The 25,792-nt window shown below is 67.2% G+C and carries 27 protein-coding genes; 12 read left to right on the top strand and 15 right to left on the bottom strand.

The window, feature by feature from the left end:
- Window positions 1–16 precede the first annotated feature (16 nt).
- From leuC to SPHPHY_RS0103365, 7 genes are all read right to left on the bottom strand, one after another.
- A complete protein-coding gene (leuC, locus tag SPHPHY_RS0103395) occupies window positions 17–1,447 on the bottom strand; it encodes a 3-isopropylmalate dehydratase large subunit (protein ID WP_022685299.1) in 1,431 nt (476 codons plus the stop codon).
- 67 nt (window positions 1,448–1,514) lie between these two features.
- Complete coding sequence (locus SPHPHY_RS0103390) at window positions 1,515–2,201, bottom strand: glutathione S-transferase family protein (RefSeq protein ID WP_022685298.1); 687 nt, start codon at window positions 2,199–2,201, stop codon at window positions 1,515–1,517.
- 5 nt (window positions 2,202–2,206) lie between these two features.
- Window positions 2,207–2,857, bottom strand: a complete 651-nt coding sequence (locus SPHPHY_RS0103385; RefSeq protein WP_022685297.1) for a 3-oxoacid CoA-transferase subunit B — start codon at window positions 2,855–2,857, stop codon at window positions 2,207–2,209.
- The gene (locus SPHPHY_RS19070) at window positions 2,857–3,168 is read right to left on the bottom strand and encodes a DUF5076 domain-containing protein (protein ID WP_022685296.1); all 312 of its coding nucleotides are present in this window, start codon (window positions 3,166–3,168) and stop codon (window positions 2,857–2,859) included. The genes SPHPHY_RS0103385 and SPHPHY_RS19070 overlap by 1 nt, the downstream gene beginning before the upstream one ends.
- A complete protein-coding gene (locus tag SPHPHY_RS0103375; protein ID WP_022685295.1) occupies window positions 3,165–4,112 on the bottom strand; it encodes an HAD family acid phosphatase in 948 nt (315 codons plus the stop codon). The genes SPHPHY_RS19070 and SPHPHY_RS0103375 overlap by 4 nt, the downstream gene beginning before the upstream one ends.
- Window positions 4,109–4,819, bottom strand: a complete 711-nt coding sequence (locus SPHPHY_RS0103370) for a CoA transferase subunit A (RefSeq protein ID WP_022685294.1) — start codon at window positions 4,817–4,819, stop codon at window positions 4,109–4,111. Before SPHPHY_RS0103370 ends, SPHPHY_RS0103375 begins: the two co-directional genes overlap by 4 nt.
- A gap of 181 nt (window positions 4,820–5,000) precedes the next feature.
- Window positions 5,001–5,702 (bottom strand): peptidoglycan-binding protein, encoded by a 702-nt coding sequence (locus SPHPHY_RS0103365; RefSeq protein ID WP_022685293.1) that lies wholly within the window; start codon window positions 5,700–5,702, stop codon window positions 5,001–5,003.
- Between the two features lie 198 nt (window positions 5,703–5,900).
- Between SPHPHY_RS0103365 and SPHPHY_RS0103360 the strand changes: the two genes are divergently transcribed.
- Both SPHPHY_RS0103360 and SPHPHY_RS0103355 read left to right on the top strand, forming a co-directional pair.
- Window positions 5,901–7,547 carry a thiamine pyrophosphate-binding protein gene (locus SPHPHY_RS0103360; RefSeq protein ID WP_022685292.1) on the top strand — a complete coding sequence of 549 codons (1,647 nt, stop codon included), beginning with the start codon at window positions 5,901–5,903 and terminating at the stop codon, window positions 7,545–7,547.
- Window positions 7,548–7,572: 25 nt separating this feature from the next.
- Window positions 7,573–8,163, top strand: a complete 591-nt coding sequence (locus tag SPHPHY_RS0103355) for an exopolysaccharide biosynthesis protein (protein ID WP_022685291.1) — start codon at window positions 7,573–7,575, stop codon at window positions 8,161–8,163.
- A gap of 301 nt (window positions 8,164–8,464) precedes the next feature.
- Here the strand turns inward: SPHPHY_RS0103355 and SPHPHY_RS0103350 are convergent, their stop codons facing one another.
- Both SPHPHY_RS0103350 and thiS read right to left on the bottom strand, forming a co-directional pair.
- A complete protein-coding gene (locus tag SPHPHY_RS0103350) occupies window positions 8,465–8,647 on the bottom strand; it encodes a CsbD family protein (RefSeq protein ID WP_022685290.1) in 183 nt (60 codons plus the stop codon).
- Window positions 8,648–8,730: 83 nt separating this feature from the next.
- The gene (gene thiS, locus SPHPHY_RS0103345; RefSeq protein ID WP_022685289.1) at window positions 8,731–9,756 is read right to left on the bottom strand and encodes a sulfur carrier protein ThiS; all 1,026 of its coding nucleotides are present in this window, start codon (window positions 9,754–9,756) and stop codon (window positions 8,731–8,733) included.
- 73 nt (window positions 9,757–9,829) lie between these two features.
- On the opposite strand from thiS, the gene aroQ reads away from it, so the two are divergent.
- From aroQ to SPHPHY_RS0103320, 4 genes are all read left to right on the top strand, one after another.
- Window positions 9,830–10,264 (top strand): type II 3-dehydroquinate dehydratase, encoded by a 435-nt coding sequence (gene aroQ, locus SPHPHY_RS0103340; RefSeq protein WP_022685288.1) that lies wholly within the window; start codon window positions 9,830–9,832, stop codon window positions 10,262–10,264.
- Window positions 10,265–10,301: 37 nt separating this feature from the next.
- Window positions 10,302–10,793, top strand: a complete 492-nt coding sequence (gene accB / locus SPHPHY_RS0103335; protein WP_028056439.1) for an acetyl-CoA carboxylase biotin carboxyl carrier protein — start codon at window positions 10,302–10,304, stop codon at window positions 10,791–10,793.
- Window position 10,794: 1 nt separating this feature from the next.
- Window positions 10,795–12,144, top strand: coding sequence for an acetyl-CoA carboxylase biotin carboxylase subunit (accC, locus tag SPHPHY_RS0103330; protein WP_022685286.1), 1,350 nt, complete (start codon window positions 10,795–10,797; stop codon window positions 12,142–12,144).
- 512 nt (window positions 12,145–12,656) lie between these two features.
- Entirely contained in the window at window positions 12,657–14,195 is a 1,539-nt protein-coding gene (locus SPHPHY_RS0103320; protein ID WP_231370329.1) for an MFS transporter, read from the top strand.
- A gap of 2 nt (window positions 14,196–14,197) precedes the next feature.
- On the opposite strand, the gene SPHPHY_RS0103315 is transcribed toward SPHPHY_RS0103320, so the two are convergent.
- Window positions 14,198–15,166: a family 43 glycosylhydrolase gene (locus tag SPHPHY_RS0103315; RefSeq protein WP_022685283.1), complete on the bottom strand. Its 969-nt coding sequence runs from the start codon at window positions 15,164–15,166 to the stop codon at window positions 14,198–14,200.
- A 98-nt stretch (window positions 15,167–15,264) separates the two neighbouring features.
- Between SPHPHY_RS0103315 and SPHPHY_RS0103310 the strand changes: the two genes are divergently transcribed.
- On the top strand, window positions 15,265–16,401 hold the full coding sequence (locus SPHPHY_RS0103310; protein ID WP_022685282.1) for a cellulase family glycosylhydrolase: 1,137 nt from the start codon (window positions 15,265–15,267) through the stop codon (window positions 16,399–16,401).
- A gap of 129 nt (window positions 16,402–16,530) precedes the next feature.
- On the opposite strand, the gene SPHPHY_RS0103305 is transcribed toward SPHPHY_RS0103310, so the two are convergent.
- Entirely contained in the window at window positions 16,531–17,616 is a 1,086-nt protein-coding gene (locus SPHPHY_RS0103305) for a YdcF family protein (protein ID WP_051148365.1), read from the bottom strand.
- Window positions 17,613–20,156, bottom strand: coding sequence for a TonB-dependent receptor (locus SPHPHY_RS0103300; protein ID WP_022685280.1), 2,544 nt, complete (start codon window positions 20,154–20,156; stop codon window positions 17,613–17,615). Before SPHPHY_RS0103300 ends, SPHPHY_RS0103305 begins: the two co-directional genes overlap by 4 nt.
- 181 nt (window positions 20,157–20,337) lie before the next feature.
- On the opposite strand from SPHPHY_RS0103300, the gene ppk2 reads away from it, so the two are divergent.
- Both ppk2 and SPHPHY_RS0103290 read left to right on the top strand, forming a co-directional pair.
- A complete protein-coding gene (ppk2, locus tag SPHPHY_RS0103295) occupies window positions 20,338–21,096 on the top strand; it encodes a polyphosphate kinase 2 (protein ID WP_022685279.1) in 759 nt (252 codons plus the stop codon).
- 193 nt (window positions 21,097–21,289) lie between these two features.
- Window positions 21,290–22,048: a ZIP family metal transporter gene (locus tag SPHPHY_RS0103290; protein WP_028056435.1), complete on the top strand. Its 759-nt coding sequence runs from the start codon at window positions 21,290–21,292 to the stop codon at window positions 22,046–22,048.
- A gap of 411 nt (window positions 22,049–22,459) precedes the next feature.
- Here the strand turns inward: SPHPHY_RS0103290 and SPHPHY_RS0103285 are convergent, their stop codons facing one another.
- Both SPHPHY_RS0103285 and SPHPHY_RS22200 read right to left on the bottom strand, forming a co-directional pair.
- On the bottom strand, window positions 22,460–22,774 hold the full coding sequence (locus tag SPHPHY_RS0103285; protein ID WP_022685277.1) for a hypothetical protein: 315 nt from the start codon (window positions 22,772–22,774) through the stop codon (window positions 22,460–22,462).
- Window positions 22,771–23,424, bottom strand: coding sequence for a hypothetical protein (locus SPHPHY_RS22200; RefSeq protein WP_022685276.1), 654 nt, complete (start codon window positions 23,422–23,424; stop codon window positions 22,771–22,773). The genes SPHPHY_RS0103285 and SPHPHY_RS22200 overlap by 4 nt, the downstream gene beginning before the upstream one ends.
- 944 nt (window positions 23,425–24,368) lie before the next feature.
- Here SPHPHY_RS22200 and SPHPHY_RS0103270 point away from each other — a divergent pair.
- The 3 genes from SPHPHY_RS0103270 (at window position 24,369) to SPHPHY_RS21710 (ending at window position 25,152) form a co-directional block, all read left to right on the top strand.
- On the top strand, window positions 24,369–24,638 hold the full coding sequence (locus SPHPHY_RS0103270; protein ID WP_022685274.1) for a hypothetical protein: 270 nt from the start codon (window positions 24,369–24,371) through the stop codon (window positions 24,636–24,638).
- A gap of 113 nt (window positions 24,639–24,751) precedes the next feature.
- Entirely contained in the window at window positions 24,752–24,904 is a 153-nt protein-coding gene (locus SPHPHY_RS21715; protein ID WP_022685273.1) for a hypothetical protein, read from the top strand.
- Between the two features lie 101 nt (window positions 24,905–25,005).
- Complete coding sequence (locus SPHPHY_RS21710; RefSeq protein ID WP_022685272.1) at window positions 25,006–25,152, top strand: lmo0937 family membrane protein; 147 nt, start codon at window positions 25,006–25,008, stop codon at window positions 25,150–25,152.
- A 146-nt stretch (window positions 25,153–25,298) separates the two neighbouring features.
- On the opposite strand, the gene SPHPHY_RS0103255 is transcribed toward SPHPHY_RS21710, so the two are convergent.
- Complete coding sequence (locus SPHPHY_RS0103255; protein ID WP_156024980.1) at window positions 25,299–25,484, bottom strand: hypothetical protein; 186 nt, start codon at window positions 25,482–25,484, stop codon at window positions 25,299–25,301.
- Between the last annotated feature and the right edge of the window lie 308 nt (window positions 25,485–25,792).

Genomic DNA, 25,792 nt, shown 5'->3' with positions numbered 1-25,792 from the left:
CTCACGTCCTTCCGTCTCAGCCCATCAGCTCGCGTACGTCGGCCAGCCGTCCGGTGACCGCCGCCGCCGCTGCCATTGCCGGCGACAACAAGTGAGTGCGGGCGCCAGGTCCCTGACGTCCCACGAAATTCCTGTTGCTGGTCGAGGCGCAACGCTCGCCCGGCGGCACCTTGTCGGGGTTCATCGCCAGGCACATCGAACAGCCCGGCTCGCGCCATTCGAACCCGGCCTCGGTAAAGACGCGGTCCAGCCCCTCAGCCTCGGCCTGCCGCTTGACCAGCCCCGATCCGGGAACGACCATCGCGCGCACGCCATCGGCGACGTGCCGCCCGCTCGCCACGCCGGCGGCGGCGCGCAGATCCTCGATGCGACTGTTGGTGCAGCTGCCGATGAAGACGTGCTGGACCGGCACGTCCTGCATTCGCATCCCCGGCGCCAGCCCCATATAGTCGAGCGACTTGCGCGCCGCTTCCTGCTTCGACGGGTCCGCGAAGCTCTCCGGCGCCGGAACCACCCCGGTGATCGGCACCACGTCCTCCGGGCTCGTGCCCCAGGTCAGTACCGGTGCGATCGCGCTGCCATCCAGCAGCACTGTCCGATCGTAGCGCGCACCGGCGTCGCTCGGCAGCGTCCGCCACCACGCAACCGCCTTGTCCCAGTCCGCGCCCTGCGGCGCCAGCGGGCGCCCCTTCAGATACGCGAAGGTCGTTTCGTCCGGCGCGATCATTCCGGCGCGCGCGCCGCCCTCGATCGACATGTTGGCAATCGTCAGCCGCCCCTCGACCGACAGGTTGCGGATCACGTCGCCGGTGAACTCGATCACATGGCCGGTGCCGCCCGCCGCGCCGATCTGCCCGATGATCGCCAGCACCACGTCCTTGGCGCTGACGCCGTAGCCGAGCGTACCGTCGACGCGCACTTCCATCGTCCTGGACGGCGACAGGATCAGCGTCTGCGTCGCGAGCACGTGCTCGACCTCGCTGGTGCCGATCCCGAACGCCAGCGCACCCAGAGCGCCATGCGCGGAGGTATGGCTGTCACCGCACACCATGGTCGTGCCCGGCAGCGTGAAGCCCTGCTCCGGCCCGACGACGTGCACGATGCCCTGCCGCGCCGACAGCGCATCGATATAGGGCACGCCGAACTCGGCGACGTTGCGGCGCAGCGCACCGAGCTGCTCCGCGCTCTCGCGGTCCGCAATCGGCAACTCGTCGCCCGCCGCGTCGACGCGCGCGGTCGTCGGCAGATTATGGTCCGGCACCGCCAGCGTCAGCTCGGGCCGTCGCACCCGCCGGCCGGCGGCGCGAAGCCCCTCGAACGCCTGCGGGCTGGTCACTTCGTGGACGAGGTGACGGTCGATATAGATCAGGCAGGAACCATCGTCGCGACGCTCGACAACGTGAGCGTCCCAGACCTTCTCGTACAATGTGCGGGGGGCGGTGGACATGATGGGCGGCTGTTAAACGAAAAGCATCGTCGCTCCAAGTTCGCACGACAGGAAATGTCGCGCTGGCTTAGCGGGCGCGGCGATCCTCGATCACCTCGCCGACCGCAGCGACCTCCGCTTCGTGCGCACGCTCGCGAAACGTCTCGGCCAGCGCCTGCCGCTCCCACTCGCGCATCGCCGGTTGCTCCAGCATCCACGCCACCCAGCGCGCGCCGGCCGCGCCGACGTCGATGCCGTAACTGCGCACCCGGAACGCCACCGGCGCGTAGAAGGCGTCGACGACCGTGAACGCCGGTCCGGCAAGCCACGGCCCGCCGAACCGCTCCAGCCCTTCGCTCCACAACTCGGCCAGCCGGGCGACGTCGCGCGACAGCGCGTCCGAACCGGCAGTGGGTGCCACGCGCTGTCCGACGGTCATCGTACGCTCGTTGCGGAGCGCGCCGAACCCGCCATGCATCTCGGTCACTGCGCACATCGCCCAGGCGCGTGCCGCCGGATCAGCGGGCCACACGCCGTCATGCCGCTCGGCCAGGTACAAAACGATGCCCAGCGAGTCCCATATTGTCCGGTCGCCGTCGATCAGCACCGGCACCTGCCCGGTCGGCGAAAAGGCGCGGAAGGCGGCATGATTGTTCATGCTCGCGAACGGCTCGATCCGGTCGGCGAAGGGTATCCCGAGCGTGGTCATCAGCACCCACGGGCGCAGCGACCAGCTCGAATAATTGCGGTTCGCGGTGACAAGCGTGTACGCCATGCGCGCTACACCTCGTACCGCGCCGTCGTCTTCGCCGCGACCTCGTCCGCCGTCACGCCCGGCGCGAGCTCGACCAGCCGGAACGGCGCGTCATGGTCGGGACGCTGGAACACCGCGAGGTCGGTCACGACCATGTCCACCACATTGCGGCCGGTCAGCGGCAGCGAGCATTGCGGCAGGAACTTCGGCGTGCCGTCCTTCGACACGTGTTCCATCACCACGATGATCTTCTTGACGCCCGCGACGAGATCCATCGCACCGCCCATGCCCTTGATCATCTTGCCGGGGATCATCCAGTTGGCGATGTCTCCCCCTTCGCTGACCTCCATCGCGCCCAATACGGTCAGGTCGATATGGCCGCCGCGGATCATCGCGAAGCTCTGCTCGCTTCCGAAATAGGCCGAAGACGGCAGCTCGCTGATCGTCTGCTTGCCGGCGTTGATCAGATCCGGGTCGACCTCGTCGTCATAGGGGAACGGCCCTATCCCGAGCATCCCGTTCTCGGACTGCAGCGTCACCGTCATCCCCGCCGGAATGTTGTTGGCGACCAAAGTCGGGATGCCGATGCCGAGGTTGACGTAATAGCCGTCCTTCAGCTCCCGCGCCGCACGTGCCGCCATACCGTTGCGGTCCCAGCCTTTTGCTTCCTGCGACATCAGTTCAGGCTCCCGTCCTGGATGGTGGTGAGGTCGGTCGCCTGTTCGCGCAGATGCGCAGTCAGGCCGCCGACGATAGCTTGCAAGGCAGTGTCCTCGGGCATGTCCCACGTCCCGGCATACGCACGCGCGGCATGGCGCACGGTGTCCGCGATCAGATGCGCGAACACGTGCGGATCCTCAAGGATGCGCGCATCGATCCACGCCGTGCTCCCCGCGCGGTCGGTGATCCACGCCCGCGCGATCTCGGCAGAGCGCGCGCCCGATACGTCGGCATCCACCGCGATCGCGCCGGCCGGTTGCTCGCTCATGGCGTGTCGCTCCAGCGCTTGTCCTGCGGGAAGGTCTCGTCCCACCCGGTGCCGAGCCCGGTGCCGTAGATCGGGTTGGGCAGCATGAACCAGCCGTTGCCCCAGCGCCCCTCGATCGGCGCGACCGCGGTCAGCATCCGCCGCCCGATCGCCGGCGCCGGGCCGGGCGGATTGAACAGGTCGGCGAAGTCGCCCAGTTGGTCGCCGGCCAGCGCCAGCACGCAATATCTCGCCGCAATCGCCGCGCGCCGCCCGTCCTTCCCCGACCGCCCATCGACGTCGCCCTTCAGGAACAGCGTGTCGCCGTGCGTGAACGCACCGAGCCCGGCGTTGGAGAGCGCGAGCGCGGTCTGCGCGGCGTTGGCGGCGGAGCGGTTGGTGTTGATGACCATCGTCACCCCCATGCTGCGCAGCGCACGGAACGCCGCCACCGCGCCGGGCACGGCGACCACCTTGTCGGCGCCGCCCTGCTCCCAGCGCTCCCACCGCTTCTGGTCGAATTCGCGCGGGTGCTGCCCGTCGTCATATTCATAGCCGAGGTTGAGCACCGCGGTCTCGTCCATGTCGAGCACCACGGCCGGCGGCAGCACGCCGCACGGCAGCGTTTCGGCCGTCGCCGCGGTGGCGCCCGGCGCCAGCACCGCGGACGCCGGCCAACGCGGCAGCGTACCCTCCTTGCGTTGCGATGGCAGCCGCCCGCGCCGGTCGCGCGCGGCGCTCAGCACGCCGCCGACGTAGCGCACCATGCCGTTATAGGCCTGTTCCGACAGTGCCGCGGCTTCGCCCGATCCATAAAGCCACGCCATCCCGGGCGGCACGGCGAGCGGCGGCGGCGGATCGGCCGCGACGGGCGGCGTTCCCGGCCGCCCGAGCAACGCCTGACGCTGCACCGTGCACCCGCCCAGCGTCACGGCGAGCGCCAGCAGGACGCCCGCCCGCCTCACGCCGCGGCGCGCTCACGCACGGTGCGGAACTCGATCTTCTTTTCATACGGGCTGCCGACGATCATCCGCTTCACGTAGATACCGGGCAAATGGATGTGATCGGGGTCCAGGCTGCCGACCGGCACCACTTCCTCGACCTCGGCGACGCAGACCTTGCCGGCCGTCGCCATCGGCTGGTTGAAGTTGCGCGCGGTCTTCCGGAAGATCAGATTGCCGCTCTCGTCGGCTTTCCAGCCCTTGATGATCGACAGGTCGGCACGGATCCCGCGCTCGAGGATATATTCCTCCCCGTCGAACTCCTTGACCTCCTTGCCCTCGGCCACCTGCGTGCCGACGCCGGTCTTGGTGTAGAAGCCCGGAATACCCGCCCCGCCCGCGCGGCAGCGTTCGGCCAGCGTGCCCTGCGGGCAAAATTCGACCTCGAGTTCGCCAGCCAGGAATTGGCGCTCGAATTCCTTGTTCTCGCCGACGTAGCTGGAGATCATCTTCCTGACCTGCCGCGTGCGCAGCAGCTTGCCCAGCCCCTCGCCATCGATGCCGGCATTGTTGCTGGCGATCGTCAGCCCGGTCGTCCCGGCATCGCGGATCGCGTCGATCAGCCGTTCCGGGATGCCGCACAGCCCGAACCCGCCGGCGCAGATCGTCATGCCATCGAACAGCAGCCCGTCCAGCGCGGCGGCGGCATCGTCGTACACCTTGTTGACCACGGCTTGCGCTCTCCCTCGTCAATCGGCCGCGCCGCTTCACCCGCCAGGCGGACAGCGGAACTGCCGGGCGGGGACGCGGTATCGCGAACGTCCGTTCCTTAGCGTCGGGCACGGCCAAGGCAACGGTCGCGATGCCGCGCCCCCGTACGAATACGGGGACGCGGCGCCGGAGATACGCGCTTCAGAGAGGCAGCGCCGCGCGCGTCTCCGCCCCGACCACGCCATCGACGGCCAGCCCGTGCAGCGCCTGGAAGGCGGCGACGGCGTCGGCCGTGGACGGGCCATAGACGCCATCCTGCGGACCCGGATCGATCCCGGCCTGCTTCAGCGCCTGCTGCACCGCGAGCACCGCATCGCCGCGCATGAACGGCGATCCGAGGTGCAACAGGTCACCGGGCGGCGCGAGCACGACCACCATGCCGGCGTCGCTGACGTAAGCGATACCGGGGACGACGGCGCCGGTGGTCCACAGGCGCGACGCCGCATCCTTCACGACCAGCACACCGTCCTTCGCGCATCGTGCCTCGATCGTCGTGCCGTCTCCGCGCGAGATCGCGACATGCCCGACCTTCATCCCGAACGCACCGGGTTTGCGGATCAGGATCGCGCCCGGCGTGGCGATCGCCTGCTCGACCGGGATCAGCAGATCGCCGGCGGCCGCATCTTCATACCACCAACCCGAATACGACTCGCCGGATTGGATGTTCGGCGGACGCACCGCCATCACCGTCAGGTACGTGTGATAGACGCACCACGCCGCGAACTCCGCGCAATCCCATGGCCCTGACCAGTCCGGATTGGCCAGATGAACCCGCGCGCCCAGCACGTATCGTTGCCCGTCGCGCGTCATGGCGCGATCGACCAGATCCTGTCCGACGTACATCCTGTCTTCCCCCGTGACGGCAACGAACCCCCCGGCCGGATCGGTCGGAGCCGGCGCGCCTCTCGTCGGGCGGAATGCTATCGACAAAGCGGGCTGCGCGGCGTTCAGGTAGGTCCGGACTGGATCGGTCGCCCCCCCCCCCGGGGAACGCGTGCTTTTCGGGTCGACCGCGTCGGCCATGCGTCATATCAATGGGCCATGACCAACCCACGCACCGGCGGCCGCCTGCTCGTAGACCAGCTCGTCGCACAAGGCTGCGACCGGGTGTTCACCGTGCCGGGGGAAAGCTTCCTCGCCGTGCTCGATGCGCTGCACGACACGCCGGCGATCCAGGTGGTTACGTGCCGGCAGGAGGGCGGCGCGGCGTTTATGGCCTGCGCCGACGGCACGCTGACCCACCGCCCCGGCGTGGCGTTCGTCACGCGCGGGCCGGGCGCCACCAACGCATCGATCGGCGTGCATGTCGCGATGCAGGATTCGCAACCGATGATCCTGTTCATCGGCGACGTCGATCGCGGCACGCGCGATCGCGAGGCGTTTCAGGAGGTCGATTTCGCGGCGATGTTCGGGCCGCTGTGCAAATGGGCGGCACGGATCGACGATGCGCGACGCATCCCCGAATATGTCGCCCGCGCCTATGCCACCGCGATGAACGGCCGCCCCGGCCCGGTGGTGCTCGCACTGCCCGAGGACATGCTGCTCGACACCGTCGAAGCGGTCGACCGGCCGCGGATCGAGCGCGCGCGCCAGGACGTCGACTCCGACACGCTCGACCGCCTGCGTGATCTGCTCGCCACCGCCGAAAATCCACTCGCGATCGTTGGCGGCGCCGGCTGGGACGTGACTGCCGCCACCGCCTTTGCCGACTGGGCGACGCGCGCGGGGGTGCCGGTGGCCGCCGCGTTCCGTCGGCAGGACGCGATCGCCAACGACTGCCCGGCCTATGCCGGCAACCTCGGCTACGGTCCCAACCCCGCGCTTCTCGAACGGGTCCGCACCGCCGACCTGCTGCTGGTCGTGGGCGCGCGACTCGGCGAGGCAACGACCGATGGCTATGCGCTGGTCCGTCCCGACCATCCGGGGCAGCGGCTGGTGCACGTACATCCCGATCCCGAAGAGCTGCACCGCGTCTACGCCACCGATCTCGCGATCTGCGCCGGGATGGCCGAGTTCGCCGAGGCGCTCGTCCCACTCGACGGGCCCGCACATCCGCATGCCGAGGAGGCGCGCGCCGCTTTCGAGGCGTGGCGTACGCCGCGCCCACGCGACGGCGTCGCACTCGATCTCGCGCCGTGCGTCGCCGCGATGCAGGCCGCGCTGCCCGCCGACACGATCATCTGCAACGGCGCGGGGAATTTCTCGGGCTGGTGGCACCGTTACTGGCAGTATGCCGGACCGGGGACGCAGCTCGCGCCGACCGCTGGCGCGATGGGCTACGGCCTGCCCGCCGCGATCGCCGCCGCGCTGCGCCGCCCCGGCCGCAGCGTCGTCGCGGTGGCCGGAGACGGCGATTTCCTGATGAACGGGCAGGAACTCGCGACCGCGCTCCAGCACGAGGTGGACCTGTTGGTCGTGGTGGTCGACAATGGCACCTACGGCACGATCCGCATGCATCAGGAACGCGAATATCCCGGCCGCCCGGCCGCGACTCGGCTCCGCAATCCCGACTTCGCCGCGCTCGCACGGGCCTATGGCGCCACCGCCGAGACGGTCGAGCACACCGCCGACTTCGCACCCGCGCTCGATCGACTACTGGCCGGGTCGGGCGTACGCCTGCTCCACTGCCGGACCGATATCGAGCAGATCACCCCCGCCACGACGTTGTCGGCGCTACGCAACCGCTAGGCGCGCACACGGGTTCACCATATCGATGGCGGACGAACCACATAGTGTCGGCGACATCCTCGACGCGATTGAGGAACTTGCGAAGACGAACGACGAGGTCGCGGTGGGTGACGTCGTGGAGGCGCTCGGCAGTCGCGGTTTCGGACCGTTCCTGATCGTCATGCCGCTGATCGACATCTCGCCGATCGGCAGCATCCCCGGCCTGCCGACCGCGATGGCGCTGGTGATCGCACTGGTCGCGGTCCAGATGGCGCTCGGGCGCGAGCATCTGTGGCTGCCCGGCTTCGTGAGACGCCGCGCGATCGGCGCGGACAAGGCACGGAAGGCGGTCGCGAAGACGCGCGGCGTCGCACGGTTCATGGATCGTTGCTTCCATGGCCGGCTGCCGGTTCTCACCAACCCGCCGTTCGTGCGCGCCGCAGCCATCGGGGTGATACTGCTGGCGTGCGCGGTGCCGCCGCTGGAATTGCTGCCGCTCGCCACGACCGCACCGATGCTGGCGATCGCGGCGTTCGGGTTGGCGATCACGGTCCGTGACGGCGCACTGATGATCGCCGCGATGGTGCTGGCTGCGACGGCGATCGCCGTGGGCGCGGGGTTGTGGAGCGGACGTTAGACGCGCCGGCTTCCCGATCGCCGTACGCCGCGGTCCGATCGAAAGTGGGCGACCGTCGTCCGCCCGGTTGTGCAGCGTTACGTCATGTCCGCGAAACGACACAATCGCGAGCAGGATCAGGGCGCCGTGATTTGTGTCGCTGCGCCCGCAACCACGACTATCCCCGCCCACACATGTAGAGTGGAATATTAAAAGCGGAGTTGCCCGCCGCTGCTCGGCCTGAGGAGATTACCTACCAAATGAAGAAAGGGACCACCCCGGCGCACCGGGGCAGTCCCAATTCTTCGTCAGGTACAGTCGATCAGATGTCGTCGCCGAGCGCGCCCTTGACCTTACCCTTTACCTGCTCGCCCTTGCCTTCGACCTGCTGGGCCTTGCCCTCGGCAGCAAGATCGGCATTATCGGTATGGGTGCCGAGGGCCTCCTTGGCCTTGCCGATAGCTTCGTTGACATTGCCCTTGATCTTGTCGGTCAGCTCGCCCATCGTCGATCTCCTCAAGTAAAACCCTGTGATGACAGAACGGTGCTGCAACAACGCGGTTCCGCCGCCACGTCGATTCTCTTGCCTCAGATCAATCCGGACAGCGGGCTGGACGGATCGGCATAGCGGCGCTTGCCCATCCGGCCGGCGCGGTAACTCATCCGTCCGCCCTCGACCGCGGCCTTCATCGCCGCCGCCATCAGCACCGGGTCCTTCGCCTCGGCGATGGCGGTGTTCATCAGCACGCCGTCGCAGCCCAGCTCCATCGCCACCGCCGCGTCGCTCGCCTGGCCAACGCCGGCATCGACCAGCACGGGCACGCCCGCCCCCTCGACGATGAGCCGGATCGTCACCTGGTTCTGGATGCCCAGCCCCGATCCGATCGGCGCGCCCAGCGGCATGATCGCCACTGCGCCCGCCTCTTCCAGCTGCTTCGCCGCGATCGGATCGTCGACGCAATAGACCATCGGCTTGAATCCCTCACGCACGAGCACCTCGGTTGCGGTCAGCGTCTCGCGCATGTTGGGGTACAGCGTCCGCGCCTCGCCCAGCACCTCCAGCTTCACCAGGTCCCAGCCGCCCGCCTCGCGCGCCAGCCGCAGCGTGCGGATCGCGTCCTCGGCGGTGAAACAACCTGCCGTATTGGGCAGATACGTCACCTTCTTCGGGTCGATATAGTCGGTCAGCATCGGCGCGTTCGGGTCGCTGACGTTCACGCGGCGCACCGCCACGGTGACGATCTCGGCCCCCGATGCCGCGACTGCCGCCGCGTTCTGCGCGAAATCCTTGTACTTGCCGGTCCCGACGATCAACCTTGAGCGGAAGGTGCGGCCCGCGACCGTCCAGCTATCGTCCGCGGTCGAGGCCATCGGATCCGCCGCGACCGGATGGTCGCCGCCGCCGACGAAGTGGACGATCTCCAGTTCGTCGCCGTCCTCCACCGTCACCTGCGCCAGCGTGGAGCGCGGCACGACCTCAAGGTTGCGTTCCACCGCTACCTTCTCGGGAACCAGCCCCAACGATTGCGCCAGTTCGGCGATGGTGATCCCGGCGGTCACGCGCTTGTGCTCGCCGTTCACGGAAATGGTGATGGTGCCGTCGGTATGTGCCATGCCTGCCATTTAGGCGCGTAGGCGCGACGGGGCAACGTTGCGCAGGACGGCGCAGGGTGCGATGGTGCCCACAATGACCGACACCGTCTACGTCCTGAACGGCCCGAACCTCAACCTGCTCGGCACGCGCGAGCCGGAGATCTATGGCCATGACACGCTCGACGATATCGCCGGGGCCCTGGAGGATCGGGCGCGCGAACTGGGTCTGTCCATCGACATGCGTCAGTCCAACCACGAAGGACATCTGGTCGACTGGCTGCACGAGGCGCAGGCACACGACGCGCGCGCCGTGATCCTGAACGCCGCCGCCTTCACGCACACGTCGGTGGCGGTGCACGACGCGATCAAGGCGATCCGCACGCCGGTGATCGAGGTGCATCTGTCCAACCCGCACCTGCGCGAGGAATTCCGTCACGTCTCGTTCGTCGGGCGTGCTGCAAAAGGCACGATCGCCGGGTTCGGCGCTCTGTCGTACCAGCTCGCGCTTGAAGCCGCGGCCCGCTTCTGACAGGAGGCGCGCCCTAAGTCAGGGAAATTGGGGTTGCATGGCTGACATCTCTCACAACAGCGGCGCGATGCAGGTCGACGTCGAGCTGGTCCGCCAGCTGGCCGAGCTGCTCGATACCACGCAGCTGACCGAAATCGAGGTCGAGGACGGCGATCGCAAGATCCGCGTCGCGCGCAAGGCCGCCGCGATCAACGCCGCGCCGGCGATGCATTACGCGCCCGCGCCGCTCGCCGCCGCGCCCGCTACAGCTGCGCCGCCGCAGGTCGACGTCGCCGGCCCGTCCGCCGCGTCGGACGCGAACGCGGTACGCTCGCCGATGGTCGGCACCGTCTATCTCGCCGCCGAGCCCGGTGCGAAGCCATTCTCGACCATCGGGCAAAGCGTCGCCGCCGGCGACACGCTGCTGATCGTCGAGGCGATGAAGGTCATGAACCCGATCATCGCCCCCTCCGCTGGCGTCGTGAAGGCGATCCTGGTCGATAACGGCCAGCCGGTCGAGTTCGACCAGCCGCTGGTGGTCGTCGAATAACATGCCGCAAATCAGGAAGCTGTTGATCGCCAATCGCGGCGAGATCGCGCTGCGCATTCACCGCGCTTGCCACGAAATGGGCATCAAGACGGTGGCGGTGCATTCGACTGCCGACGCCGACGCGATGCACGTCCGGCTCGCGGACGAGGCGATCTGCATCGGGCCGCCGGCCGCCGCCGACAGCTATCTCAACATCCCCAACATCATCTCGGCTGCCGAGATCAGCGGCGCCGACGCGATCCATCCCGGCTACGGCTTCCTTAGCGAGAACGCCAAGTTCGCCGAGATCGTGGAGCTGCACAACCTGATCTTCGTCGGGCCGAAGCCCGAGCACATCCGCATCATGGGCGACAAGGTGGAGGCCAAGCGCACCGCCGGCGCGCTCGGTCTGCCGCTCGTCCCCGGCTCGGACGGCGCGGTGCACGACATCGACGAGGCAAAGGCACTGGCCGAGTCGATCGGCTATCCCGTGATCATCAAGGCCGCGAGCGGCGGCGGCGGGCGCGGCATGAAAGTGTGCCACTCCCCCGACCAGCTCGAGACGCTGATCGCGCAGGCCGGTACCGAGGCGAAGGCGGCGTTCGGCGACGCCACCGTCTACATGGAAAAATACCTCGGCAACCCGCGCCACATCGAATTCCAGGTGTTCGGCGACGGCGAGGGGCAGGCGATCCATCTTGGCGAGCGCGACTGCTCGCTCCAGCGCCGCCATCAGAAGGTGCTGGAGGAAGCACCCTCCCCGGTCATCACGCCGGAGGAGCGCGACCGCATGGGCGGCATCGTCGCCAGGGCGATGGCCGACATGGGCTATCGTGGAGCGGGGACGATCGAGTTCCTGTGGGAGAACGGTGAGTTCTACTTCATCGAGATGAACACCCGTCTGCAGGTGGAACACCCGGTAACCGAAGCGATCACCGGGCTGGACCTGGTGCGCGAGCAGATCCGGATCGCCGAGGGCCATGCGCTGACGTTGCGTCAGGAGGACGTGGTCTTCCGTGGCCACGCCATCGAGTGCCGCATCAACGCCGAGGATCCGCGCACCTTCATGCCGTCGCCGGGGCTGGTGAAGCAATATCATGCGCCGGGCGGGATGCACGTGCGCGTCGATTCGGGGCTATATGCCGGCTACAGGGTGCCGCCTTATTACGACAGCATGATCGCCAAGCTGATCGTCTACGGCACCACCCGCGAAGGCGCGCTGCGCCGCCTGCGCCGCGCGTTGGAAGAGTTCGTGATCGAGGGGATGAAGACCACGATCCCGCTGCATCAGGCACTGCTCGACGACCCTGAGTTCCGCGAGGGGACGTACACGATCAAGTGGCTGGAGGAGTGGCTCGCCCGGCAGGATTGAGGTGCATGTCCGGCGATATGCACCGCCTGCGCAGCCAGCGACCCTGCAAGGCGGAGGGCGAGAAAGTCCTCCTCCTCGGGATGGCCGCGGGCGACTTGCATCAGCGCGTTAGACCGTTCGAACGGCGCCTCCAGAACGTGACCTTCAGTATCGCTTTTGCTCTCCACAGGCGGGACGGGCCGCTGGCGCCACATCTCGGATAGCCCTTATCGGGCACGAGTGAAGGTCGGCGTGTCCGCGGACCTGATCAGACGCGTGGCGCAGTATAAAGCTGGCGATCGGTCCGCCTCGTGCGTGCGTTACTGGCGGATCATAAGCTGATCCCGTCGCTGCGGCCCTCGCCTGCCGCGGATTTCGCTACCCCTCTGCGATCCTGACGGGGTCGATCGCTCCCTTCCCCGCTAGCTGGCCCCCTGTATCCGTCGACCCGACGCGCCGCCTTGCGACGCTTCCACCCCGCCGCGCGATGCTGCTATCGTTGTCGCAGGGGGAGCCGTGCGACGATGGGGATGATGAACAGCACATTGTCGGACCGGCAGGCAGTTTGGGCGTTCGTCGCCGGCTGTATCGCGGTGACGATCGGGGTGTGCGCGCACCTTCCGATGTTCGCGATGGCGCGCGCCATGCACTACCGGCTGGCGGGTATGCCGATGGATACCGGGATGATCGTCGGAATGGCGCTGATCGTTCTGGGTACGCTCGTCGCCGCTTACGGCCTGCTCCCGCGCAACGTCGCGGCGCAGCGCGCGGCCGCCGCGGACATCGTCGTCGCCGCGCCGGAAGATGCCGCGCTGGGGCCTGCGCACTGGGGGCTGATGGCGGTGCTGGTGGTCGCGCTGGTCATCGACGTGATGAAGCCCGCCTCGCTGGGCTTCACCGTCCCCGGCATGATCTCCGAATACGGCGTACCGAAGAAAACGGTCTCGCTGGTGCCGTTCTTCGCATTGGCAGGCACGGTGACCGGCTCGGTGCTGTGGGGCTGGATCGCCGACGTCTATGGACGCAAGGCATCGATCCTCCTGTCGGCGGTGATGTTCGTGGGTACGTCGATCTGCGGCGCGATGCCCAGCCTCGCGTGGAACATCGCGATGTGCTTCATGATGGGCGCGGCGGCGGGCGGCATGTTGCCCGTCACCTACGCGCTGCTCGCCGAGATGATGCCCAGCCGCCACCGTGGCTGGAGCCTCGTCCTCGTCGGCGGGCTGGGGGCAGTCGGCGGCTATTTCGCGGCGAGCGGCCTTTCGGCGGTGCTGCAACCCATCTTCGGTTGGCGGATCCTCTGGCTCGCCAACCTGCCGACCGGGCTGAGCCTCGTACTGCTCGGCGCGCTGATCCCCGAATCGGCCAAGTTCCTGCTCGCGCGCGGCCGTGTCGAGGAAGCCGAGGCGGTGATGCGGCGCTTCGGCGCCACCGCCGTGTGCAGCGCTCCCCCGCCGCCCCGGCGCACCGGATCGCACGCGCTGACCGGTGTCGCGCTGTACGGCAAGCTCGCCGCGCTCAGCATGTGCGCGCTGTCGTGGGGGCTCATCAATTTCGGGTTGCTGCTCTGGCTGCCCGCCGATCTCGTCGCGAAGGGTCATTCGGTCGGCGTGTCGAGCCGCTTGCTGGCGGAGAGCGCCCTGATCGCCTTCCCGACGGTGTTCGTCGCGGCGCTGCTCTACAGCCGCTGGAGCACCAAAGGGGCGCTGGCGACGATGATCGCACTGACGCTCGCCGGGCTGCTGCTGGTGCTGCGCCTGGAACTGGCCGGCAGCGGCAGCCCGGTGCTGCCGGTCGCATTGCTGATCGTCGGCACCAACGGCATCATCGCGATCGTCCTGCCCTACGCGGCGGAGAGCTTCCCGCTGCGCGTCCGCGCGCGCGCGACCGGGTGGGTCGCTGCGTGCACCAAAGGCGGCGGGTTGCTGGCACAGGCGCTCACGATCGGCGGGATTGCGCTGTCGATGGGACGCGCGGCATTGCTGGTGATGCTGCCGACGGCGCTGGCGCTGATCCTGGTCGCGTGGTTCGGCCGCGAGACGCGCGGCCGCGACCTGCGCGATCTGGACTGAGTTCAGCGGCCCGCCAGCGTCGGCGCAGCCGCGCCATCGGTCATCCGTACCGGCAGGATCCGCCCGTCGCGGGCATAGCGCACCCGGTCGATCGCGACCTGGCGCTCGCCCTCGAACGGCGCCGGCCCCCGCGGGCGCTCCCAACGATGATAGACGATCAACCACTTGCCGCCCGGCGTCCGCACGAAGCTGTGGTGCCCCGGCCCCTTGTGCCGCGCATCGCTGGTCAGGATCGCGCCGCGATACGTCCACGGCCCGGTCGGCGACGTCCCGGTCGCATAATGCACGGAATAATCGGGGCCGTTGAAGCGCCCATGGCTGTAGGAGAGATAATAGACGCCGTTGCGCTGGTGCATGAACGCGCCCTCGGTAAAATTGCGCGGCGTCGCCACCGGCACTTCGCGCGCCAGCCCGACCATGTCGGGGGTGAGTTCCCATACCCGCAGCTTCGCGCCCGCGCTGCCGCCGGCGTAGAGATACGCCTTGTCGCTGCGCGGATCGACATAGACCATCGGGTCGATCGCCTCGAAGCCGCTGCCACCCACCACCAGCGGGCGCCCGCTATCGCGATACGGCCCGCCGGGGCGATCCGCGACCGCCACGCCGATCCGGCTCGGTGTCGGGTTCTGCGGCCCGACCGAGTAATAGAGATACCATTTGCCCCCGCGCGTCACCGCCCCGGGTGCCCACAGGAAATGCTCCGGCGCGCCGTCCGCACCGATCCACGCGATCTGGTCACGCCGGATCAGTTCGCCGCGCGGTCGCCACGTCTTCAGATCGCGCGACGAGAAGGCGCCGAACCGATCCGCCGCCCAGCTGCCGCCCGGTCCGCCGGTCGGGAATACCCACATCTCGCCATCGACCATCATCGCGTGCGGGTCGGCGCCCTGGAACTGCGGATTGTCGGCCAGCGCCGGTACGGTGCCGACGGCGAGCAGCAGGGCGGCGGAAAGGAAGCGGAAGCGGATCATACGGGAATGATACGACAATTTCTTCATTTTGCCGAGAGTTGAGTTTGCAAAGCATGCCGCGGTGGCCATAATCCGCCGCAACGAACACGGAGGATGGGATGAACAAGCGGCTACTGGCGGCGCTCGCCGCGGCGACGGCGATGACCGCGCTGCCCGCCGATGCGCGGGCACGCTGGAGCGAGGCACAGGCGAAGGCATGGTATCGCGCGCAGCCGTGGCTGGTCGGCGCGAACTACGCGCCCGCCTCGGCGATCAACCAGCTGGAGATGTGGCAGGCCGAAAGCTGGGACCCGCAGCGCATCGATCGCGAGCTCGGCTGGGCACAGGGCATCGGCATGAACACGATGCGCGTCTTCCTGCACGACCAGTTATGGCAGCAGGACCCGGCGGGCTTCCGCCGCCGCATCGACGAATTCCTGACGATCGCCGCGCGCCACAGGATCAAGCCGCTGTTCGTGCTGTTCGACAGCTGCTGGGATCCGGACCCGAAGCTCGGACCACAGCACCCGCCGATCCCCGGCGTCCACAATTCCGGCTGGGTGCAGGGGCCAGGCCTCCCCGGCCTGCGCGACAAGCGCCGCTACCCCGCCTACAAGGCGTATGTGCAAGGCGTCGTGGGCGCCTTCAAGGACGATCCGCGCGTGCTCGGCTGGGACGTATGGAACGAACCCGACAATGGCGCAGACCAATATAGGGGTCAGGAAGGCAAGGAGCCGCTCGTCCGCGCGCTGCTGACTCAGGTCTTCACTTGGGCACGCGACGCGGACCCGTCGCAGCCGCTGACGTCGGGCGTGTGGCAGCATGACGACTGGACGCCGACCGGCGGCAAGCTGACCGCAATGGAGACGCTGCAGTTGCGCCAGTCGGACGTGATCTCGTTCCACGACTATAGCTGGCCGGAGACGTTCGAGGCGCGCGTGAAGCAGTTGCTGCCTTATGGTCGCCCGATCCTGTGCACCGAATATATGGCGCGCGGCAACGGATCGACCTTCGACGGATCGCTGCCGATCGGCAAGCGCTACGACGTCGCGATGATCAACTGGGGCTTCGTCGACGGCAAGACGCAGACGCGGCTGCCATGGGACAGCTGGAAGAAGCCGTATGTGCTCGAGGAGCCGACGATCTGGTTCCACGAGGTCTTCCGCGGTGACGGCACGCCGTATCGCCCCGCGGAGACCGACCTGATACGTCGGCTCGCCGCCGCGCCGCGCGGCGCCGTCCCTGCCGCGCGATAAGACAGGTCAGCCCGCCAGCATTCAGGCGAAACCACCGCCGCGCCCTTTTGCCGAGCGCGCTCCTCGTCCCAGGTCGGGTCCGGGAAGGCGATCGACGACGCGGTGCCGCGGCGCGTCGGAGCCGTGCGATCAGGGGTCGAGCGGGTCGGCGGGATCGATGCGCAGCGAGTCACGCGACGGCCGCGCCGCGATCGCGGTGGGCGCCACGCGCGTGCCGACGGTCGCAGGCTGGTAGCCCAGCTCGCGGGCGTTGCGCTGCACGAACGCCGCGCTCGCCACCGCGTCGATATGGCCGGGATTGCTGACAACGAGCATGTCGCGCTCCAGCGGCGCGCCCAGCGCGATCAACCGCCGCGTCGCGTTGCGCAGGTTGGTGGTCGTATGCCGCGCATACGGCTCGACGACGATCGCCTCGGCGGGCACCGCGAAACGCTCGATCAGCGCGCGCCGCATCTCGATCGCTTCGACATGCGGCGTATCGCGCGGGTGCACCGCGCTGCCGCTGACGATGATGAACGGCGCAAGACCTTGCGCATAAAGCTCGGCCGCCCGCCGCACGTTCACCTTCCCACGCGGGCTGAGCGGCGTCGCCAAGTCGTCGGGCCCGACGCCCAGCGCGAGGATCGCCGTGTAGCGAAATCGCGTCCAGTCCAGCCGTCGCGCCCGCGCGACCGCCGCGGCGTTATAGCGTGCGTCGAGCGGCTCGAACGCGACCGCCGCGTCCTTGTCGTTGACGTCGAGCAAGGCAAGCGCGAGCGACAGGCTGGCGTCACCGCCGATCGCGGGATCGTCCCGCTGCGCGGTGGCCAGCATCACCGCATCCGCGACCTTCGCGGCGAAACCATCGCTGCCGAACGCATCGTCCGATCCGTCGATCAACGGGTAACGCGGCAGCTTGCCGACGCCGTAGACGCGCAGCACTTCGTTCAGCCCGTCGACCTCGCGGCGCACGTCCGCGGCCCGCGCGCCCGCTGCCTGCACCAGCGCCTCGCGCTCATCGTCGCGCAGGATCGCGGCTTCCGCGATGCACGCTGCCGCCTGCGCGCACGCCGCGATCCGCTGCACCCGCGCCGGCCCGGCCAGCCCGCGCCCGTGCAGTGTCGGAAACAGTCGCGCCGCCATTGCCGCGACCCGCGCATCGCGCACCGGCGCGGCGGCCGCCGGCGAGGCGGCGAGCACCACCGCCGCCGCGACCGCCCACGCCGCGTGCGTCACCACGCCTTGCTCACGATAAAGCGAACGCTGCGTCCGAAGACAGGGCGACCGTAGATCGCGTCCGCCGAGGTCTGCCCATCGAGCTGGTCGGTGCGCGGATTGCCTTCGGTCAGCCCCTTGTTGTTGAAGATGTTGTCGCCGACCACCTGGAACTGGAACCCGTTATGGGTCAGCGTGCCGCCCAGCCCGAAGGTGTTGTAGGACGGCAGTCGCGTGTTGTTGAACAGATCGACATAGCGCCGGCCGGTATACTCATAGCGGCCGTACACCTCGACCTGGTCACCGCCCGCATCGAACGAGAAGGTTGGCCGGACGTTGCCGAACACCTTGGGCTCGCGGATGATCTGGTTGCCGTTCACCCTCGACGGATCGGCACCCGAGCTGTTCTGCAGGTTCTTGTACTGCGGATCCTGATAGGTGAACGACCCGGAGACGAAGAACCAGCGCACCGGCGCCAGCGTCCCGTCCACCTCGACGCCCTTCACCTCGGCCTGCCCGATGAAGGGTACTGGCTGGTCGTTGCGGCCGGTTTCCGGGTTGAACGCGACGAACGAGGCGTTGAACGGATCGAACTTCGTGTAAAAGCCAGTCAGATACAGGTAATTGCGCCCGAACGACGCCTTCAGCCCGGCCTCGTACTGGTCGGCCTGCGTCTTCACCAGCACCGGATTGATGTTGTAATAGCTGCTCGACTGCGGCGGCACTTCGAGGTGCGACGCGCGCACATAGCCGCCGAAATGCTCGCTGGCATCGTAGTTCGCACCGATCGTCCAGTTGGTCGCGGTCGGGCTGTCCTTCCGGCTCTGCCGCGCTCCGTCGAAGCTGCGCACGCTATTGTCGGCCAGCGTCGTGGCGTCACCGAGATTGACCGAGGTCGAGGTCAGGCCATAACCGTCGATGTGGTACCATTCGTGGCGGATGCCGCCGTCGATGCGCAGGCCGGGCACCACTTCCCAGGTGTCGTTGGCGTAGAGCGAGTAGACCGTCGAATCGACGTCGCCCTGGTTCAGCGTCGTGCCGTAGCGCAGCACGCCCTTGTCGGTGACGGAGCCCAACACCTTGCCGGCCGCATCATAGGCGACGAGGTCCAGCGTACGCGGCTGTCCTCGCACTTCCATCAGATAGTCCTGGTAGACCGCCTTGTTGGTCAACCCGTAGGCCGAAGCGTAACCGCCGATGCGCAGGTCGTGCGTGCCGATGCCGGTTTCGAACTTGCGTGTGACACTGACGTCGCCCTGCCCCGAATAGAAGCTGGAACCGACGCCGCGGTATTGCGCCTGCACCACCAGCCCGGACGCACCGTACGGATCGTAGGCGGTCGCGCCGTTGGTACCCGACAGCGCATAGCCGAGCCGCGCGACCGGCGTCGCCGTCGTACCGAACGCGGTATTGGCGGCGCTGCGGAACCCGCTGGCGAAGACGTTGGCGTCGACCGGGTTCGACGTCGAATACAGTGCGTCGAAGTTCAGCCGTCCTTTGGTGTAGCCGGCGCGCACCGCCAGCTGCCAGCCGCCGAACTCGCCGTCATATTGCAGGCCGACGTTGCCGTATTCCATGTGCCGCCCGTCGGCGAGATCGCGCGTCTCGCTCTGCGTCACGCCAGCCGCGTCGCGGTACTTCAGGGTCACGCCGCGGAACGCCGGCGAGTTGAGCGTGCCATGGAAGAAGTCGATGAACGGGTCGAGCGACACCGACGGGTTGCGCGGGTCGGCAACCGGGATCGGCAGGTAGAAGGTGTTGTGGTCGTTGAGGTAGTTGACGCTCAACCGCACCGATCCATTGTCCAGGTCATGCTTGATGTTGGCGCGGATCTGTCCGCCGCGATCGTTGGGGAAGCCGTTGTCGCGCTGTCCGCCGTCGCGGCGCAGGAACCCGCCGATCGCATAATAGGTACGCTCGCCCAGCGGGCCGGACTGCATGGCGTCGATGCGGTACAGGTCGGTCGTGCCCGCGGTCAGCTGCACCTTGCCGCGCGTCGTCTCCGTGCCGGTGACGGTGATGTTGTTGACGATCGCCGCCGCCTGGCTCGCGAAGATCGGCGCCGGGCCGCCGCGCACCACCTCGACCCGCTCGGTCATCAGGTCGAAACGGTTGAGACTGTCGCCGCGGAAGAAGTTGCCGTTGATGTCGTGGAACAGCGGCAGGCCGTCCTGCTGGAACACCGCATAGCCGTCATCGGTCGGAATACCGCGGATACGGGTCACGTTCTGCACCTCGCCGCCGGTCGCCTCGACCTGGATGCCGGGCAGCTTGCCGAGCAGGTCGGCGAAGTTGAGCGGGGCCAGGCGCTTGACGTCGTCCTGCCCCAGCGAGTTGATCGCGTAAGACACGTCGAAGCGCCGTTGCCGCCGCGCGCTGCCGGTGACGATGATGTCGGACGGCGTCTCATCCGCGACGGGAGCCGCGGTCGCCGACGCTTCGGCCGTCGCCTCGGTCGCGGGTGCCGGTGCGGTCTGCGCCGAAGCGGCCGGCGCGACGATGCTCGCCAGCAGCGTCAGGTACGTGGCGCGCAGCAGCGTGCTCTTGGTGCAAGCGTTCATTTTGTCCCCGATAGGCTTGGTTTGAGGAGGCCGTTGCGCAGGAAAGACGACAGATTTGTGAAAACTGAAGCACTTATTAACTTCGTGCTACCGAAAGGCCGCGGGGTGTTGCCGATCGGCCGCGCTGTCGGAAGGGAACGAAACCCCCGCCCACCCCTTCTCCGGGGCTAAGGAGTCCCGCATGTCGCATGACGATTACGACCACGATCTGGAACAGGCGCAACTGGCGCTCGTCGAGGCGCAGCTGGCCGCCGCCGCGTCGGGCGAGCGCGTCGTCATCGTCCTCGAGGGTCGCGACAGCGCCGGCAAGGACGGCGCGATCAAGCGGATCGTCGAACATCTCTCGGTACGGCTGACGCGCGTCGTCGCGCTGCCCAAGCCGTCGGACCGCGAGCGGACGCAATGGTATTTCCAGCGCTATGTCGCGCATCTCCCCGCGGCGGGCGAGATCGTGATCTTCAACCGATCCTGGTACAACCGCGCGGGCGTCGAGGTCGTGATGGGCTTCTCGACCGAGGCGGAACAGGCCGAGTTCCTGCGCGATGCCCCGGATTTCGAGCGGATGCTGGTCGAAAGCGGCATCCGCCTGATCAAGCTTTGGCTCGACATCGACAAGGATGAGCAGGCCAAGCGGCTGAAGGCGCGCGAGACCAATCCGCTCAAGCAACTCAAGGTCTCTGACATGGACGCCGTCGCGCAGGGGCGCTGGTCCGATTATTCGAGCGCGCGCGACACGATGCTGATGCGCACGCACATACCGCTCGCACCGTGGTATTGCGTCCGCGCGGACCACAAGAAGGTCGCGCGCCTCGCGATCATCCGTCACCTCGTGCACCGCATCGCCCCCGCTGCGGTCGCGCAGGAGGTGCCGGTGGCCGATCCGGACGTGATCTTCTCGTTCGAGTCCGCCGCCATCGACGACGGCCGGCTGGCACCGTGATGCCGCGCGGCTGAACCGCCCCGCCAACGCTCCTGCCGGCGATCGACCGGAGCGTTTGCCGGCGCGTGACGTTCAGCGGCTAGCGCGGTTTCCGATCATGTTGCGCCATCACCCCGCCGCGTAGCGGGCGCCCAAGGGGCGCCGACGGTGGTGCAACGTGGTCGGAAGCCGCTCTGGCGCGATGGGAGATGCCATGTCTGGGATGTGGGCGGCCGGCTTCTGGGGTCTGGTGGGCGGATCGGCGCTGGTCCTCGGTGCCGCCGTCGCGTGGTTCGCGACGTTGCCGCAGCGCCTGATCGCCTCGATCATGGCGATCGGTGCCGGTGTGCTGATCTCCGCAGTCGCCTTCGATCTGATGGACGAAGCCTTCCACCGGGGCGGCTTCGACTCCACCGCGACCGGGTTCCTCGGTGGCGCGATCGTCTACACCGCGGCGAACATCATCGTGTCGCGCCGCGGTGCGCGTCACCGCAAGCGATCGGGATCCAACCCGCACGAAAGCCAGCCACCTGCGCAGGGCGATTCCGGTGCGGCGATCGCGATCGGCGCGTTGCTCGACGGCATACCGGAATCGGTCGTGATCGGGGTCAGCCTGCTGAGCGGAACCGGCGTAAGCGCGGTGACGGTCGCTGCCGTCTTCCTGTCGAACGTGCCCGAAGGCCTGTCGAGTGCAGCAGGCATGAAGGCGGCCGGTCGATCGCCGGCCTATGTGTTCGGCGTATGGGGCGGGATCGCTGGCGCATCGGCGATCGCGGCGATGATCGGCAACGTGGCTCTGGCGGGCAGCAGCCCGGACCTTATCGCAGGTGTCACCGCAGTCGCCGCCGGGGCGATCCTCGCCATGCTGGTCGACACGATGATTCCGGAGGCGACCGAAGCCACCCACGATTATTCCGGGCTGATCGCCGTCGTCGGCTTCCTCATCGCGTTCGTGCTGACGAAAAGCGGGTGACGCGACATCCGGTACGCCGGCGCAGCCGGAGAAATCGGCGACGACTTCTTGTCTCCATTAGGGCTGCGAGTCTTACCGAGCGCTTCGACCGCCACTTGGGCGTTCTGAATGGGCTGGTTCCTCGTTGCGATTGCCAGGGCAACCGCAACGAGGAGGCAAGTATAGGACAATAGACAGGATTTAAGAGGGCTGCCATCGCCCGGCAAAGGCTGAAGCTTGCTTCGGAAATCCCTCCGGCCGCCGTCGATGCCGATTGGAGTCCCGGGCCTCTCATCGGCTTCGAGAAAGACGGCGCACCACAGCGGCAGGACGTGCGATCGGATCGCGGAAGGATTGCAATCGGTCACCGCCGGCAGACGCATGGATCCTGGCAACCAAGCGTCTCTTACACTTCACGCCCCGGCCCTGCCGTTAAGCTCTCGCATCCCGCAACGCCTCCAGTTCGGCCAGCTTGACGGGATCATCGCCTGCCAAAGTCTCTTCGAGATACAGGTCGGACGCTATGTTGCGCACCGTCTCCCGTACCTCGTCGCCGGTATAGTTCTCTGCAACTACCGCAAACGCATCTACCAGCTCTCGAAGAAATGCGTGATCCATCTCCCCGAGATGATAGGCAAGCGACTCCGTCATCTTCACGGCGGTGTCGGGATCGAGGTCGTCATCTCCAGTAAGTTCAAGAAAAAGATAAAAGTCCGCGATGAGTCCGGCAACCTGCAAAGCAATCATGGCTTTACTATCCCCACATGAATATTGGAAGCATTCACCCTCTTGAACATCTTCAGGGCCGCAGCCTTCTGAACAGAAGAAGGCACCTCCCACAACCCGATCAGGCGGTGTTCCGACAACGCTTGTGACTGCCGCAAAACCTGCGCCCGTCCACGCGCGGAATTGACCACTTTCAATTTGCGATCGATTACGTAGTCGCCGCGGATGCCGTCGAACTTGACCGGCCGCTTCGAACCGTTCGGCATCGTCCGCGTCAACGTCGGCGCCTGACCGGGACGCGCGCCCGCAGCCGAATCGTTATACGCTTGCCAGTGCTTTCCGGGCCTCTGCGCCTCCTTTACCCAGACGATCTGTGGCGGATCGAAAGTCGTGCGTGGCGTCGCCTTGCGAAGTCGGCGCAACGTCGCAACCCTGGAGAGCGCTGCGCCTGGCGCCGTCGCCAGCGCGACATTCCCGACGACCGTTCCCGTACCTCGACCGATATCGCGCGCGGAGGCATTGGCGACGGCGCTCGCCGCGCGCGAAACCTGGATCCGGGCAGGCGTATCCTCGGCTGCGATCGCGGCATCGATCATGCCGGCTATTCCGCGACCGGCGTTGCTGATGGTGGTCGCCGGGTTTGACGTCAGCGCGGCACGGACACCTGCCACGCCATCTTTCCCGACATCGTACAGCCCTTCGCCGACACCACCGAAGAATTCGCTTACAGGATCCGGCGCGTCGACAGGCCGGGTTCCCGCAGCGTGACTGGGTTTCGCCCTCGATGGCCGATTGCTCCCCGCATTCTGCCCGTCTCCCGCCGGAAGTCCACCTCGCGACGCTTCCACCCTCGCCGACGTCGCGATCCGCGACCTGCCAGGATCGCCCGGTGCATGCGGACGATCGCCGGGACTCGGCGGGCTACTGCCGGCGCCGTAATGCTGACCGGCGCCGGCAAAGGTGAAGCGACCGTCCGCCGGATCGTGCCATGGATTGAACTTGAGTTCGAGACCGGCGGGACCGAGCACCGGTGGCAGCCGACCTTTTCGAAGCCACGATGAAAAAGCGCTGGAATCCCTATCGCCAGATGTTCTCGCCATACAGCCCCCGCTAGAAGTTACGACTAGAACGTATGAGGAACATGCCTTGCAGAGTCAAGTATAGAAGCCGGAATTTGCGACAGGAAGGCAACGATCGCGCGATCGGCAAGAGCGTGAAAATGACCGGTCACTGTCGATGACGCTGCTTAACCTCTTGATTGTGGCTACTATGAGCGCTCTATCGATTAAGGTATTGCGTGCGACTTTACATCGATATGCCGCATCCATCGGCACGCCCCGTTGCGTCTAGGCGAGCCGTGGAGGGTCGCTACCGGAACCGCTCTTCTGCGCCGTCTCCCGCAGGAGCCGCGCGACCGGAGCGAAAATCCGGCGGCAGCACCCGCAGCAGCGCCACGAGCGTCAGGCGCGCGAGCCGAGCTGGCTGGCTGGCTGGCTGGCTGCTGGCAAATTCAGGACAGGCGCGCCGCCGCACATACAGTCACGCAGCCGGAACAATTCGTTGCGGCCCGCACTTTTACCCGCCTGAGGTGTAACCTCCAACGAAGGGGATTATCATGAAGAAGTTTTTTGCGATCGCGCTGTTGGCCGGCGTGGCGTCTCTGAGCGCCTGCAACTCGAGCCCGCGCGAACAGGCGGCGGACAACATCGAAGCGAATGCGGATGCGGTCGCAGACAATCTCGAGGATGCGGCGGACAACGTCGATAACGACACGGCCGAAGATCGGCTCGAGAACAAGGCCGACGCGGTTCGCGACACAGGCGACAAGAAGGCGGACGACATGCGGACGCATGATGCGGACACCAACCTCGGCAACGGCATCTAGGCCACAGCGGACAGAACGGGCTGCTCCCAAGCGCGGTTCGGACTGGAGGGGCGTCCCATTATGGGCGCCCCTTTTGCGTTCCACTTTCCCCGTTCGCGGCATACGCGGTCGCAATGACCGACGCGCTCCCGCTTACTCCCGACCTTCTGGCGACCTGGACGAACCAGGAGCTTATCACCGAATGGTCGAGGACGACGTGGGACGAGGGCGAGCCACAGCTCGGCGCCTTGGCCGCCGAGATGGAGCGCCGCGGGCTGGACTCCTGAGACCGCAGGGCGCGCCGCGCGCAGATGGAACGCTTTTGCGCCGAGATTCTTTTCTGAATGTGTCTGCCAAGCCCGGCGGCCCCATTGAGAGGAAAGCAGTCATGCTCTGGACCATCGCGGTGATTTTGCTGGTGTTGTGGCTGCTCGGCTTCTCGTTGCATGTGGCAGGCGGCCTGATCCACATCCTGTTGGTGATCGCCGTCGTCGTCGGGTTGATCCAGCTGTTTTCCGGGCGTCGCTCGGTTTAGCATCACGCCGACGTGATGTAGCGGCGTGATCGGACGTGTGGGCGGCAATGATGCCGCGCGGTCGCGCCGCCGTATCTACCCCTGAAATGATCCACGCGGCGGACGATCGCGGCGCCAGTGAAACGTCGCGTCGCCGCTGCTGTCTGTTACCGCCTCTTCCGGGTGTCATCGTCCAGATTTAGCGACAACCCGCTTGCCTTCGCCAACGCGGCCTGATGTTCGGCTTCCCGGATGTGGATGGCGCGCACCTCTTCGATGGGAGAAGCGACAGCGAGCGCAATCTGCTGCCGCATCACCTCGCGAGGATCGTCGATGAAGGGGCTCTTCGACATAAGGCTATCCTCTTCCTGCAAGCTGAATCAGCAGCCGCCGGAGAGTCAACGCTGGATGAGGGTGTTCGGTCCTGCGCAATGTTGGCGAGGATGTTAGCCACGATGTGGTAGCGGCAGCTCTACCCATGCGGTCGCCGATCTCTGCCTCGAATGACGGCCCTACGTCTTCACGCGGGCACATTTCGCCTCACGTGCACCGTCGTATCTACCGGTAGGTACCGGCCAATTCATTTAGCTTCCCAAACGCATCGCGAGCGACGACCAGATCGTGCCTCAGAACGGCACAGCTGCGGAACTGTAAAAAAGCC

Origin of the sequence: Sphingomonas phyllosphaerae 5.2, from assembly GCF_000419605.1 — a bacterium.
Taxonomy (GTDB): domain Bacteria; phylum Pseudomonadota; class Alphaproteobacteria; order Sphingomonadales; family Sphingomonadaceae; genus Sphingomonas; species Sphingomonas phyllosphaerae_B.
The sequence above is the reverse complement of the archived record's forward strand: the minus strand, read 5'-3'. Positions and strand labels throughout refer to the sequence as shown.

Bases quoted from the DNA above. Each gene is read 5' to 3' on its own strand.
- ppk2 (WP_022685279.1), top strand. From the start codon at position 20,338: ATGTCGCATGACGATTACGACCACGATCTGGAACAGGCGCAACTGGCG.
- SPHPHY_RS0103350 (WP_022685290.1), bottom strand. From the start codon at position 8,647: ATGGGCGAGCTGACCGACAAGATCAAGGGCAATGTCAACGAAGCTATC.
- SPHPHY_RS21715 (WP_022685273.1), top strand. From the start codon at position 24,752: ATGACCGACGCGCTCCCGCTTACTCCCGACCTTCTGGCGACCTGGACG.
- SPHPHY_RS0103285 (WP_022685277.1), bottom strand. From the start codon at position 22,774: ATGATTGCTTTGCAGGTTGCCGGACTCATCGCGGACTTTTATCTTTTT.
- thiS (WP_022685289.1), bottom strand. From the start codon at position 9,756: ATGGCACATACCGACGGCACCATCACCATTTCCGTGAACGGCGAGCAC.
- SPHPHY_RS21710 (WP_022685272.1), top strand. From the start codon at position 25,006: ATGCTCTGGACCATCGCGGTGATTTTGCTGGTGTTGTGGCTGCTCGGC.
- leuC (WP_022685299.1), bottom strand. From the start codon at position 1,447: ATGTCCACCGCCCCCCGCACATTGTACGAGAAGGTCTGGGACGCTCAC.
- SPHPHY_RS0103385 (WP_022685297.1), bottom strand. From the start codon at position 2,857: ATGTCGCAGGAAGCAAAAGGCTGGGACCGCAACGGTATGGCGGCACGT.
- SPHPHY_RS0103355 (WP_022685291.1), top strand. From the start codon at position 7,573: ATGGCGGACGAACCACATAGTGTCGGCGACATCCTCGACGCGATTGAG.
- SPHPHY_RS0103300 (WP_022685280.1), bottom strand. From the start codon at position 20,156: ATGAACGCTTGCACCAAGAGCACGCTGCTGCGCGCCACGTACCTGACG.
- SPHPHY_RS19070 (WP_022685296.1), bottom strand. From the start codon at position 3,168: ATGAGCGAGCAACCGGCCGGCGCGATCGCGGTGGATGCCGACGTATCG.
- SPHPHY_RS0103270 (WP_022685274.1), top strand. From the start codon at position 24,369: ATGAAGAAGTTTTTTGCGATCGCGCTGTTGGCCGGCGTGGCGTCTCTG.
- accB (WP_028056439.1), top strand. From the start codon at position 10,302: ATGGCTGACATCTCTCACAACAGCGGCGCGATGCAGGTCGACGTCGAG.
- SPHPHY_RS0103360 (WP_022685292.1), top strand. From the start codon at position 5,901: ATGACCAACCCACGCACCGGCGGCCGCCTGCTCGTAGACCAGCTCGTC.
- SPHPHY_RS0103255 (WP_156024980.1), bottom strand. From the start codon at position 25,484: ATGTCGAAGAGCCCCTTCATCGACGATCCTCGCGAGGTGATGCGGCAG.
- SPHPHY_RS0103320 (WP_231370329.1), top strand. From the start codon at position 12,657: ATGAACAGCACATTGTCGGACCGGCAGGCAGTTTGGGCGTTCGTCGCC.
- accC (WP_022685286.1), top strand. From the start codon at position 10,795: ATGCCGCAAATCAGGAAGCTGTTGATCGCCAATCGCGGCGAGATCGCG.
- SPHPHY_RS0103365 (WP_022685293.1), bottom strand. From the start codon at position 5,702: ATGTACGTCGGACAGGATCTGGTCGATCGCGCCATGACGCGCGACGGG.
- aroQ (WP_022685288.1), top strand. From the start codon at position 9,830: ATGACCGACACCGTCTACGTCCTGAACGGCCCGAACCTCAACCTGCTC.
- SPHPHY_RS0103290 (WP_028056435.1), top strand. From the start codon at position 21,290: ATGTCTGGGATGTGGGCGGCCGGCTTCTGGGGTCTGGTGGGCGGATCG.
- SPHPHY_RS0103310 (WP_022685282.1), top strand. From the start codon at position 15,265: ATGAACAAGCGGCTACTGGCGGCGCTCGCCGCGGCGACGGCGATGACC.
- SPHPHY_RS0103390 (WP_022685298.1), bottom strand. From the start codon at position 2,201: ATGGCGTACACGCTTGTCACCGCGAACCGCAATTATTCGAGCTGGTCG.
- SPHPHY_RS0103315 (WP_022685283.1), bottom strand. From the start codon at position 15,166: ATGATCCGCTTCCGCTTCCTTTCCGCCGCCCTGCTGCTCGCCGTCGGC.